The following is a 12,773-nucleotide window of genomic DNA, read 5'->3' as shown; positions in this document are numbered from 1 at the left end:
TTCGTATGAATCAATATCGGGTTGCCCATTGGTCAAGTGCAGTGGTTGACCTGACTACCCGGGAAGGTTAAAACCTTCTGCTGCTATTTTGTACTGGCCTAGGTTATACAAGGCCTAATTCCACCCTGAGTAGGGCTTTGATAACCCGCTTATCTACCAGCGACTTAACGCCCTTTAACTTTTCTGGAGACGCTATGTCTGACCCTATTGCGACGCTACTCGACAATAATCGCGCCTGGGCTGAGCGTATGTGCGAAGAAGACCCCGACTACTTTAAGCGCCTTTCGAACCAGCAGAACCCCGATTATTTATGGATTGGCTGCTCCGACAGCCGAGTACCGGCGAATCAAATTATTGCACTCCCGCCTGGGGAAGTTTTCGTACACCGCAACGTCGCCAACTTGCTACACCACACCGATATGAACGCCCTCTCGGTGGTTCAGTTCGCGGTGGATGTTCTTAAAGTCAGCCATATCATGATTGTCGGTCACTATGGCTGCGGGGGCATTAAGGCCGCCATGATGGGAGGCGAATGTGGCGTGGTGGATTACTGGCTGCACTCAGTGCGCGAACAGTACAACCATCACAGGAATTCGCTTGACCACCTCCCACTGGAAGATCAAATCGATCGCATGTGCGAGCTCAACGTGAAAGCCCAGGTAAACAGTTTGTGCCGCACCAAAATTTTGCAGCGCGCTTGGCAGCGAGGTCAGCAGATTTCGGTGCATGGCTGGGTCTACGGATTAAGCGATGGCCGCGTTAAAGATCTTAACTGCACCGTAAGTGGTTTAGAACAAGTGGAAACACTTTACCGTATTGACCGCATCCAGCAAGGCGATTAAGCACTCCCCCAATGCCTACCGCTACGCTTAGTCGTAGCGGTAGGCACGATGGCAGCTCTTACAGCTCGCGCCCACTTCTGAAAGCGCTCGGGCAGTGTTTCGAGTATCCTCTTGCTCGGCTACATCAATTAAATTAGCGATTTTATCCTCCAGATCGCTAAAACCGGCGGCGAACTCACCCCACTCTTCCCATATGGATGCCCGCGCTTCAGAACCACTGCCGTGGGTGCCCTCAATAAACGCAGGTAGCAAACGATCAGCGCTGGCACGCTCTTGCAGCTCAAGTAACCGCGGCATTGCAGCCTCAAGATCTTGATTATTGATTAGATCAAAGCGCAGCTGACGCACCAGACTTTCAATATCTTTAAGCTCTTCTCGGCGCCAAACCACGGCTTCGCGCTCACTTGCGAATGGCGTGTCGCTGACGGCTTGGGGCATGGCCAGGGCGCTCGTTTCCTCGCCTGCCCAAGCCAGCGGCGTGCAGAGCATTAATGCTAAAGCGCTGGCTGCCGTGCCGCGGGGGGAAGCCCACTTCAGGTAATGGCGTTGCTGCATAATGGCTTCCTGTCGATGATTCGGTAGTCAAAGGTTTAGTGCGCACGTTTTAACCTATCGGGCAGGTGACACCCGTACCTTTTAAGCCGCAGTAGCCATGAGGGTTTTTATCCAGGTACTGCTGATGGTAAGCCTCTGCGTAATAAAATGTTTCTAGCGGCTTAATCTCAGTAGTGATTGCCCCTCTGCCCGCTTTGTCGAGCGCCTGTTGGTACGCTGCCGCACTCTGCTCGGCTACCGTTTGCTGCGCTTGGCTGGTGGTAAAAATGGCGGAGCGATACTGCGAGCCAATATCGTTCCCCTGGCGATTGCCCTGGGTCGGGTCGTGCCCTTCCCAGAAAACCTGCAACAACGTTTCCAGCTCGACTTGCTGTGGGTCATAAACCACCCGTACCACTTCGGTGTGGCCAGTACGCCCCGTGCATGTCTCGTCGTAGGTGGGGTTAGGTGTCTCACCACCGGCATACCCCACCGCAGTGACATAGACTCCTGGCAACTGCCAAAACAGGCGTTCAACGCCCCAGAAACACCCCATGCCTAGCACGATCTCCTCGTGGCCTTCGGGAAACGGAGGATGTATCGAGTGCCCATTAATGGTATGCACCTGACTGGTTTCTATGGGCGTATCACGTCCAGGCAGTACACGGCCTGAACCTGAGCTAGCGTTTGAAAATAGTGACATATCACCCTCACTTATTGCTGCTGAATGATTTCAGGATTACCGGAACGGGTAAAGGTGTAGATTAAGTCCACCGCTTGGTTGGTACCCGAGACGGCCTGTACATAAAGGTTACGCCACAGCGTGTAGCGTAGTGTTAGTTCGGCAATTGGCGAGAAAATTCCCACACCGTAACTAATTCTAAGATCATCGGTGAGTTGGCCACTGACAGCGACTTGGCTATCATCGCCAGCCCCAGTGGTGTCCAGAGTTAAGTCATCAATGCCGAAAGCTTCACCAATGGAACCAACCGCCCCACCGGTGCGCCCTAACGACATGCCTATCAGCGCGGTAGTCAGTGCGCTATCCACACCGCCCCCAGAAGCATCAGGTGCGCGACCCCGTAACAGGTAAGAGAGCGCACGGGATTCATCCATCGCCGGTTCAGAAAAGATCAGTACGTTCGGAGATTCGGCACTACCTGTTACCCGCAAGCCCGCAATAACGTCATCTTCGGTAATGTCAGGGTTGCGAATGGCCTCGAAGTCGAGCGTAGGTAGACCGGGTGGCCCACTAAACAGCAGTTCACCGCGGCGGATAACCAGGTCTTGGCCGAAAGCCTGGAAACGACCATCGACCAAATTAACGTCGCCGAATAACTGTAACGCGCCGCTGCTTTGGCGAATTTCCAGCGCGCCTCCCAAGCCAGATTCCAAGCCGTAGGCTGAAATTTGCATATCGCTACCCAACGTTAAGGTCACCAGTACGTCAATGGCCATACCGGTGGCGGCAAGCTCGTCCGCGGCACTTGGATCATCCTCATTGGCAGCCGCTCGCTGAGCCTCAATTTCGGCCTGGCGATCGTCGCGCTCGGTAATAATCACTTCATCGCCACTTGGGGTGACTGCTGATGAGGGCATATCGCCAATTTCAAGCCGTGCCCAGGGTAAATTCACATCCCCCCTCACTTGCAGCCTTTCCGGCGTGACCCGGATACGGATATCAGGCGCTACTTCAAGACGTCCAAACTGGGGCAAAACGACCAGGATAGGCTCCTGCACAGCATTCAGATCGACGCCAATCCGCCAATCATCACTGCTTGGCCAATATGCATCACCGGTGATTTCCAAACGCCCGCGCTCAGCGGCCAGGTAGCCGTCAATATCCCCCTGTTCACCGTCGAAAGAGACCACCAGTTCGCCACCCTGAATATCGACAGGAATATCCGGGCCACTTACCCCTATACCGCGCAGTCCAAGCTGGCCTTGTAAGTCAGGCGCGGCGGTGGTGCCAGTAATTTGGACGTTGCCCGTTAATTCGCCCTCCAGTCGCTCCATTCCTACCAACATGGATCGATAGGGCTGCAGCGAAACATCTTCTGCACGCAGCTCGCCAGTTAACGCGCCGGCCCCCAAGGGATCATTAACCGCTAGGTCCAAGTTGATATCGCCCGCTTCGGCAAGCGAAAGCGACACATTGGTATTCGCCTGGGCTTGGTTGGCCTCGATCTGAGCGTCGAAACTGACTTCTGGCAGTTGCACAGGCTGGCCATAATCATTAACGGCGGTAATGGCGAGTTCGCTAAGAATTTGTAGATCTGCCTGCCACTGGGCACCCCCTTGACGCCAGTTGGCAACAAGATCCGCGGTTGTATCCCCCTCTAACTGCCACTCTTCAGGCAAAAAGGGCTCCAGCATTTCCATTGGCACTTCACGTACCGAAAGCACGGCGTTGCCCTGTTGCGCAGAGGCAGTGATCTCCTCTTCAGAACAGACTAGCCCACCTTGCTCCCGGCGCAGGCAGAACGGCGATAGGCGCGCCTGACCATTGGCTAGGTCATAGCGCAGGTCTAGAGGCGCTTCAAGACGAATATCCCCCGCCTCAGAATCAACTTCCAGTGGCGTTACGCGGGCTTGGTAAAGCTGGTCTTGCTGGTCAAAGCGGCCTTCCAGGGCAATCAGCGCACGGCTTAAAACGCTGTTGTCTGTGCCCTGGGCGGTCAGTTCAAGCTGATGCTCAGAGAGGCGCCCGGCCAAATTGGCCTCTATGTTTGCAAGGGCCTGCCCCCCAGCATTGACGTTTTGTAGTGCGAGCTGTACGTCGAGGGAAGGATCATCAATGCCCTGTACATCAGCATCTAGGACAAGCCGTTCAATACGATTCTGACCAAAACGCACGCCATCACCCTGTAAATTGGCGAGTAATTGCGGTTGATTAAAACTACCGCTGGCCTCTAGCGTACCGACGATAGTGCCCGCCAAGTCTGGCGATAGTGTTTGCAACTGGCGTAGTGCAATGTCCGCGTTTAACGACATGGCCTGTTCGCTAATTTGCCCCTTTGCTGTTAAGCGATTCTCCCCCTGGGTAAACAGCAACTCGTCAATCTCCAGCTCCAGGTTGCTGTTAGCATCAAAGGCCGCTTGCAGGGTTAGCGGGTAGTCGCGCAGTTCACCGTCAATCGCTAAGTTGGGTACGCTAACTGCCCACTGATCCTCTTGCTGACGCAGCGTAAGCTCGATGTCGCCGTTTAAATTACCCTCAAGCTGATCCACGAAGTGGGCAGGGTTAAACTGATCCAGACGAATAGTGGTGTTGACCTGTAGCGGTGCAACCCAACTGATGTTGCCTTCGCTGCGCAGGGAACTTTCGTCGACTGCGAGGGTGAGCGGTTGCCAGCTAAACTGCTCGAGATCGCCCTCTCCGGTGACGTTAATTTGAGTGCGCGGCAGGCTCGGGCCCTCAACCGCCAGAGCCAATTGAGCACTATAATCGCTCAGGCTGCCGGTGACCTGTAGATCCAGGTCATCGACTATATAGGCTTGGGCTGTCTCTTCTTCAGTGCTGTCATCGACGCTTTCATTGCTACTCTCATCTGCGCTGACAGGCAGCGGCCACTGAACTTGGTCACTTTGTAGCTGCAGTTGAAACGGCAGCGTCGGGGCGAGTGCATCGACTTGCCCCCTCAAGGACGCATTGACCGCGCCAGAGGCATCCAACTGCGCTTCAAGCGCATCCAGTGGGCCAGACAGCGTTAAGGTTAAAGCTTCGCCACTTAGCTCAGGGTATATCTCAGGTAAAAATAGTTCGACGCCCAAGCGAGCTTCGAGTGGGTAGTTGCCGGTTAGAGTGGCGTTCGCGGTTAATTCCGCCTCAGCATCCGGGGTAACAACGGAAAGCTCAGTTACTTCGACGTTATCACCTTCGGTTAACAGCCCAAGCCGCAGTCGCTCGACGCGGTACTCGGTAGCCCCTTCCAATCGAAAATCGTTGAGCGTGAATTCAGGTATCTGGATATCAACCGGTAGCGTGATCTCTGGTAGTTCCAGGCGTTCGCGTTCTTCAAGCTGCTGCTCTGGAGATTCCACCGACGCCACGGCTTCTTGGGGTGGTTGGTTGAGCAAGATAGCGGCATCGATGGCTTCAGCATAAAGCGGCGTTTCAATGCCCTGGGTTAGCAGAACACCTGGGGAAGGTGGCAAATAGACACGAGGCTGCTCCAAATGGGTTGGCGAGAGGCGTACTGTGTTTCCTTCAGCGGTGGCTGCCGAGCTTAACGAGCGCCACGCTACTTCGGTACCATCGGCAAGCCTGAGGTTAACATCGTCCAGCAACAAAGAACGTAGTTCGATGGGGAAAGGAAAACGAATAGTCAGCGGGCTCTCTTCCTCTTCGGGAGGTGGCGCTTGCTCACTGGATGGGCCTAGCTGGATGTCGGCGCCCACCACACGCAGTGTGTCGATGCATAGGCGCCCTGACAGAACACAGTCATCTGCCCACTGGAGTTCGAACTCATCCACGGTTATACGGGTTTCGCCTAGCTGTAGCTGGAAATCTTCGAGCTGGAAATGGTCGAGCAAGCCGCCTTCATGATGCGTGTAGGAGAAAAAATCACGCTGCTCCCCCTGCGAGAGCAGCACCCCAGTGCCCCAGGGTGATAACGCCACCCCGACAATCAGCGCCACAATACCGAACAGCCAAATAGGCAACACGATGACAAGACGCACAAGGCTCCAGAACAGTAGCCAGGCACGATACTTTGGAGACAACATACGGCGTTTATCAGACGCAGCTGGTTCAACCTGAGACAAGTCTCTCTCCTAGAATTCCGGTCCGATAGAAAAGTGCAAACGCCAATCGTCTTCGTGGTCAAAAGGGTGGGCGATGTCAAAACGAATTGGCCCCACCGGCGAGACCCAACGTACCCCGACCCCGGCGCCCGTTTTCAAATCATTAGGCCCCCAGTTATCAAACGCATCGCCGTTATCTATAAACGTGGCCCCCCACCAATCCCCCGTCACGCGACGCTGATACTCCAGGGTCGAGGTGAGCATTTGCTGCCCACCTCGCAGTCGGCCCTCGTCGTTGCGGGGAGATAAGCTCTCATAGGAGTAACCACGCACACTGCGGTCGCCACCCGCGAAAAAGCGCAGCGATGGCGGTATTTTGGCAAAATCATCGGTTTCAATGGCGCCTAAGCTAATACGTGCCAAGAAGCGGTTATCGTTGCCAATCATGCGGATCCACTCCGTATCCCCCGTGATACGAGCGAATGTCGCATCCGAACCCCAAACGGTATCCGAATACTCTAACGAGAGCTGCTGGCGATCACCCCATAACGGAAAGCGCTGAGGGCGTGTCCGCGTACGCGACCACTGAATACCTGGATAAAACAGCCATACTTGATCCGCTTCGCCGCCCTGTTCAAAGTCTTCATAAGTAGTGCGGAAATAGATCGTTTGCACCCAATCGTTATCAAACTCCCAACGCCGGGCTAGCTCGACAGTGCCTTCTAACGACTTGGTGTCGCTGTCATCGACATTACGAACCCCGTACTGAAGCCGATAGCTGTCGCGAAGCGGGTCTTCCAGTGGCACATTATATACCCCGGTAAAACGCTGCTCTGGGGCAGATAAATAGAGGTCGTGATCAAGGCTATGACCAAAGCGGTTAATCCATGGTTGATCCCAACCAAAGCGCAGCCGTGGCCCTACATCGGTGGCGTAACCAATACCCACTTCAAACTGATGGCGATCAGCAGGTTCAACACTGACATCGATAGGCAGTTGGGTATCACTGGGCTTATTAAGACTTAGCGCGCTGGCCAAAGCAGCACTGGTGACTCTCGGGCGCTCCGGCTGAGAGGCGGTGGCTTCACTCCACCAGGGGGCACCACCGCCAGGAGGAGAAATAACCAACTCTTGGGCGGTCTCAAGGCGCGGACGCACCGAGACCGAGCTAAACCAGCCGGTTTCCGCAAGCGACCGATTATAGTCTGCCAGGGTCTGCGCCAAATAGGGGTCGCCCGGCTCGAAGGGCTGCATGCGACGCAATCGATCAAGCTCAATATGGCTTCCGGTAATGGAGGATTCACCAAATTGGTAGCGTGGGCCACTGTCAAAATCCATATACAGGCGCGCACTTTGCAGATACGGACGCACTTCCATGCGTCGATCGGTAAACCCCCAGTCAAAGTAACCGCGCTCAATAGCCAGCCCCGAAAACTGGCTGCTTAATCGATCCCAGGGGGCGTGCCGCAACACATCCCCTTCTTCCAAGGGAAAGTCCTCTACGGCCTGTTGGAAAGGTGGGTCTTCACTCGCATCGCCTTCCACATTGATTGACAGAATTTCAATTTCAACCTGAGGGCCGGGCTCGATTTCCAGCCACGCACGTTTATCAGTGGCGCGCTCAAGGGTTATCTCGGGTTCGTAATAGCCGTAAACACGCATTGCTTCCTCGGTGCGTCGGCGGATCTCACCCTCTAAACGCACCTCGGTATATTGTGCCGCATCGATATTCTGTAAGTAGGCTTGGATGTTGCCTTCGACCTCATCGGAAACACCCGTGACAGTCGCTTCTAATGCCCATGCGCTAGGTGATACGCATAACAGCGGTAGCACAACAGTAACGGTGCGCTTTGTGGCTGATGTCCATCGCCGTTGTCTTCCCATACATTTTTATCCCAACCTAAATCAGCGGCTTCATCGCCTAAGCATTTCAACGCATTAGCATGTTAAAGATTAAGCAATCACACTCATACTTCCGTCGCGCCTTATTAACGCAACATCTCTAGCTGGGCACTGAAAGCAAGCTGCGCCTGGCGTACTTGGCGCACATCGCTTTCCAGCGAATTCAGCCGTTGAGACCACTCCTGCTCCAATGCTTCCAGGGCTGCTTGATCTGCGGGTGCTTCTATCTCTGCAACGGATGTTTCCAGCTCATTAAAGCGTGCCTCGAACGCTGCTCTTTGTGCTGATAGCTGCTCTTCCCAAGCGCTACTGACACTGTTGAGCTGACTATCCAGGCCATTGATGCGCCGTTCGGTCAATTGCTCCAGATGGGAGACTTCCTCAACAAGATTTTGACGGCCCGAGGAACCCGTTTGTTCCAAGGCGTCAAGAGATTCCCTCACCGCCATTAATTGACTGTCGCGCAGTTCGGCTTGCTCTCTAAGTTGAGACAACTGCTGCAACAGTGTATTGATGGAATCACTAGAGACAGTATCCTCGCTAGAAGTGAGAAAACCGTACAACTCTTCCCGAGTAGCGGCTAACGACACTGACAGCTGCTCCTGCTCTTGGAAAAGCGTCGACATCTGAGCTTGTACAAAGGTTATCGTATCTTGTACATCCGTGTCATCCGAATCCAACCGAGCGTGCACATTGGAGACTTCCCCACTTACCCGGTGCAGCTCACCCAGCAGTCGTTCACGTTCATACCAAAGTCCAGCCGCCGCCGCGCCCATAAGCGCAATGATCAGTAGCAAACATAGCCATAGTGGCCATAGCGTGGGCCCCTTTCGGTGACGCAAGTGTTGCGCCGTCAAGCTTTGATCCACATCGGGCACAATACGAGAGGATGCGGTAGCGTCTGGCATGACATTTCCTCAAAGAGTCTTCGGGTCGGCACGGCGGCCAATACCTCGGTACATTAATCCACAGCTGGCAACGAACTCAGGGTCGTAAATATTGCGTCCGTCTAGTACGAGCTTAGCGTTTAAAAGCGAGCCGAGTCGGTGCCAGTCCGGGTTCCAATACGTTTTCCATTCAGTCACCAGCATCAGTACATCGGCCCCCTCACAGGCTTGGTAAGGGTCATGCGTATAGGTGCGCAGGTCGTCACGTTCGCCCACCAAGGCATGAAGAGCTGGCACTGCTGCTGGGTCGTGGAGATGAACTTTAATTCCTTGCGCCCAAAGAGCCTCAAGCAGCGTTAATACCGGGGCGTGGTCAATACGCGCTGTGCCGGGCTTAAACGCCGCACCCCATATCGCCACGGTTTTACCCGCCAGTTCACCTGCAAAGTGAGCCCACAGTTTGCGAAACAGGGTCTCTTTCTTCTGCTCGTTAATATCCATTACCTGCTCAAGCAGTGCTGAATAGCGACCACTTTGCAGTTGCACATCGGCCAAGCGCATCAAATCCCGGGAGAAATTCGGCCCGCCAAACCCACATCCGGGGTAGAGATACTCAAACCCGATCCGTGAGTCAGCGCCCATTCCCTGGCGGACATGCTCAACATCCACCCCCAGGGTATCAGCCAAGCCAGCAATTTCATTCATATAACTGATACGGGTAGCCAGCATGCCGTTAATTGCCAGCTTGGTGAGCTCTGCAGCGCGGCGCGGCATACACTGAAATACTTCGCTGCGGCGATTAAAGGCGCGTAGTAGTTCCCTGGTCACCTGCTCACCAGTGGCATCATCGCAACCTAGCAGCCGCCTAGTGGGGCGGGTAAACGACTCCCACGCCCGCCCCTCTTCCAACGTATCTGGGAGTGCCACGCTGGTGTGCTGCATGCCCATCAGTGCATGCAGGCGCTCGGTCTCGCCGACCGGAAACGTTGAATTATTGATAAGCACTATGCCCTGCTGATCGACCAATAGCGGGTCTTCAACCAACGCACTGGCTGAGCTACGCTGCGCAGGAGATAACGCTAGCCAGATCACTTCAGGCGTGCGCGCCTCTTTAAGCTGCTCAATGACCTCCAGTGTCCCATCCGCCAAACCCTGCTCCAGATGAGCCATCAGCTGAGGTTCGCTGCGCAGCCAGTCCACTCGGGAAAGTGCTGACCAGGGGGCGTCAGCGTGCGGCAACCACTGCACCTGATGCCCGACCCAGGCCAACGCAGCGGCGGCCGTCGCTGCGCTCAATTCGCTACCGTAAAGCAACACCCGCATGGGTTACTCTCCTTGTTGGTAACGTGATAACAGGGCTTGGAAACCCTCACCAAACTCGGGGTGACGACGCGCGTAGGCAAGTGTGGCTTCAAGATAACCCAGCGGCTGGCCACAATCGTAGGTCGTGCCCTGCATACGGTATGCCTGCACCCCCGACTGTTCGCGCAGGGTCTCCAGCGCATCAGTGAGCTGAATTTCGCCACCGGCACCGGGCTTGGTGGCTTCTAAAATGGAGAAAATATGGCCTGGCAGCGCGTAGCGACCAATCACGGCTAGGTTTGAAGGCGCTGCATCGCGCTTTGGCTTTTCCACCATTCCCACAAGATCTGCCGATTGGTTAGGTGCAGGCACATCGCCAGCGGGTGCCACGATGCCATACTTCTCAACTTGCTCCCAAGCCACCTCTTCCACCATTAGCTGCGCCGTTTGCTGTTGATCATAAGCTGCCAACATGCCGGCCAAGTCGGTCGTTTGGTTGGCGCTGTTGTCGACCAGCACATCGGGAAGCAGCACTGCAAAAGGTTCGTCGTCGCCGATGATCGGGCGAGCGCATAGCACCGCATGGCCTAACCCCAGCGGTACACCCTGACGAATACTGATAATGCTGACATCATCAGGCACCAAATTGCGCAACATCGCCAAAAGCTCGTGTTTACCTTTCGCTTCCAGGCTGGCTTCTAGCTCGGCGTGGGTGTCAAAGTGGTTTTCAATAGCGCTTTTATTACTACTGGTGACCAGCACAATCTCACGAATACCCGCGGCAATGGCTTCTTCGACCACATATTGAATAACCGGCCTATCGACAATCGTAATCATCTCCTTGGGAATAGCCTTCGAAGCCGGTAAGCAGCGGGTGCCAAACCCAGCAACAGGAAGTACGGCCTTGCGAATCATAAAGAGGTCCTTTTCATGCGTTCCGACACAGGAGTGGTTAGAATGTCCATAATACTGAAGGCGTGGATGGATGCCACCTCGCCAATGGACGATAACCAGTGCAAATGGATAATAACCAGTAACTAAGCGTCAACTCTTCGCTTAATGCGTAACGACAATGGGAGTCACAACATGCAAGCGACACCACAGGATAGCACTGCTGGTCACTATCAAGGCAATGTCGATGCAGCAGAAGTCGCCAAATTTGAAGCGCTTGCTAGCCGCTGGTGGGATCCGCAGGGTGAATTTAAACCACTCCACGAGATTAACCCTTTGCGGCTCGATTTTATTGATGCGCGTGCGGGCTTGGCAGGAAAAAAAGTGCTGGATGTGGGCTGTGGCGGCGGCATTTTGAGCGAATCAATGGCCAACCGCGGAGCTAAAGTAACCGGTATTGATCTCGGTGAAGCACCTTTAGCGGTGGCTAGGCTGCACGCGGAAGATCGCGGTGTCGAGATCGATTATCAGCACATCAGTGTGGAAGCCATGGCGGCTCAAAAGCCCGGTTTTTACGATGCAGTGACCTGCATGGAGATGCTTGAGCACGTACCCGACCCCGCCTCCGTCATTCGTGCCTGCAGCGCCCTGGTTCGCCCTGGCGGCTATGTGTTTTTCTCTACGCTGAATCGCACCGCCAAGTCCTATGCGTTTGCCATTCTAGGCGCCGAGTACGTGCTTAGACTGCTCCCCCGGGGTACGCATAACTACGCGAAATTTATTCGCCCTTCAGAAATGGCCGCCTGGTCTCGCGACTGTGGCTTAGAAGTGCGTGAGCAGACGGGGCTTACCTACAATCCGCTAACCCGGCACTATCGTTTGGTAAGCCATGATGTTTCGGTCAACTACATGATGTACTGCCGTAAGGTGAGCGATTAAATGCCGATGCAAGCGCCCCAAGCGATTCTCTTCGATCTAGACGGCACCCTGGTCGATACCGCTCCAGATTTAGCCCACGCAACCAATGCGCTACGTATTCACCACGACTTAGAGCCACTTCCCTTTGAAGTGATCCGCCGCCAGGTCTCTAACGGCGGTAGTGCGCTGGTGACGCTGGCGCTAGGGTTAGAAGCGACAGCGGATGGACATACTCAAGCACGCCAGTTCTTGCTGGATGCCTACGAGCAGGCGGTCGCGGTGCACAGCCAGGTCTTCTCGCCGCTCGATGTATGGCTGAAAGAGTGGCATGGCAACCAACGACCCTGGGGGATTGTGACCAATAAACCGCGTCGCTATACGCTACCGTTATTGGACGCATTGGCGCTTCAGCCGGGCGCCCTACTATGTGCAGATGACCTGAGTGTAAAAAAGCCAGCCCCTGAGCCGCTCTGGGAAGCTGCCCGGCGGCTAGGCGTTGAGCCGGGTCAGTGCTGGTACATCGGCGACCATGCACGGGATATCGAGGCCGCCGTCGCTGCGGGGATGACGGCCGTGGCCGTTGGCTACGGCTATATCAGCGCAGAGGATGACTATCAACAGTGGCCTGCTGACTTATGGTTTGGAGAGTGTCACGCGCTGGTCGATGCCCTTAACGGTTTCAGACGCTAGCGACAATTTCAAGCGTAAGTACCGGCGGGCATCGACGTGCTGATAAGGGGTTTAAAAGTAA

General features: G+C 54.9%; 10 protein-coding genes. 3 read left to right on the top strand and 7 right to left on the bottom strand.

Going from position 1 to position 12,773, the window contains the following annotated elements:
* Window positions 1-194 precede the first annotated feature (194 nt).
* Window positions 195-842 carry a carbonate dehydratase gene (can, locus tag RO22_RS13040; RefSeq protein ID WP_022523472.1) on the top strand — a complete coding sequence of 216 codons (648 nt, stop codon included), beginning with the start codon at window positions 195-197 and terminating at the stop codon, window positions 840-842.
* 27 nt (window positions 843-869) lie between these two features.
* Here the strand turns inward: can and RO22_RS13035 are convergent, their stop codons facing one another.
* The 7 genes from RO22_RS13035 to galU all read right to left on the bottom strand — a co-directional run bounded on the left by RO22_RS13035 (window position 870) and on the right by galU (window position 11,128).
* Window positions 870-1,397, bottom strand: coding sequence for a cytochrome c (locus RO22_RS13035; protein WP_009286703.1), 528 nt, complete (start codon window positions 1,395-1,397; stop codon window positions 870-872).
* Between the two features lie 49 nt (window positions 1,398-1,446).
* On the bottom strand, window positions 1,447-2,079 hold the full coding sequence (msrA, locus tag RO22_RS13030) for a peptide-methionine (S)-S-oxide reductase MsrA (RefSeq protein ID WP_009286702.1): 633 nt from the start codon (window positions 2,077-2,079) through the stop codon (window positions 1,447-1,449).
* A gap of 11 nt (window positions 2,080-2,090) precedes the next feature.
* The gene (locus RO22_RS13025; RefSeq protein WP_041158460.1) at window positions 2,091-6,143 is read right to left on the bottom strand and encodes a translocation/assembly module TamB domain-containing protein; all 4,053 of its coding nucleotides are present in this window, start codon (window positions 6,141-6,143) and stop codon (window positions 2,091-2,093) included.
* A gap of 9 nt (window positions 6,144-6,152) precedes the next feature.
* The gene (locus RO22_RS13020) at window positions 6,153-8,006 is read right to left on the bottom strand and encodes an autotransporter assembly complex protein TamA (RefSeq protein WP_009286700.1); all 1,854 of its coding nucleotides are present in this window, start codon (window positions 8,004-8,006) and stop codon (window positions 6,153-6,155) included.
* Window positions 8,007-8,110: 104 nt separating this feature from the next.
* Complete coding sequence (locus tag RO22_RS13015) at window positions 8,111-8,932, bottom strand: hypothetical protein (RefSeq protein WP_009286699.1); 822 nt, start codon at window positions 8,930-8,932, stop codon at window positions 8,111-8,113.
* 9 nt (window positions 8,933-8,941) lie between these two features.
* On the bottom strand, window positions 8,942-10,234 hold the full coding sequence (locus RO22_RS13010) for a nucleotide sugar dehydrogenase (protein ID WP_039858492.1): 1,293 nt from the start codon (window positions 10,232-10,234) through the stop codon (window positions 8,942-8,944).
* 3 nt (window positions 10,235-10,237) lie between these two features.
* Window positions 10,238-11,128, bottom strand: coding sequence for a UTP--glucose-1-phosphate uridylyltransferase GalU (galU, locus tag RO22_RS13005; RefSeq protein ID WP_022523480.1), 891 nt, complete (start codon window positions 11,126-11,128; stop codon window positions 10,238-10,240).
* A 171-nt stretch (window positions 11,129-11,299) separates the two neighbouring features.
* Here galU and ubiG point away from each other — a divergent pair, with 171 nt between their 5' ends.
* A complete protein-coding gene (gene ubiG, locus RO22_RS13000) occupies window positions 11,300-12,043 on the top strand; it encodes a bifunctional 2-polyprenyl-6-hydroxyphenol methylase/3-demethylubiquinol 3-O-methyltransferase UbiG (RefSeq protein WP_022523481.1) in 744 nt (247 codons plus the stop codon).
* On the top strand, window positions 12,044-12,712 hold the full coding sequence (locus RO22_RS12995) for an HAD-IA family hydrolase (RefSeq protein ID WP_022523482.1): 669 nt from the start codon (window positions 12,044-12,046) through the stop codon (window positions 12,710-12,712).
* Window positions 12,713-12,773 lie beyond the last annotated feature (61 nt).

It is taken from the genome of Halomonas sp. KHS3, from assembly GCF_000830495.1.
Taxonomy (GTDB): domain Bacteria; phylum Pseudomonadota; class Gammaproteobacteria; order Pseudomonadales; family Halomonadaceae; genus Vreelandella; species Vreelandella titanicae.
Note: the sequence above shows the minus strand (reverse complement) of the source record. Positions and strands in the feature narration are given on the sequence as shown.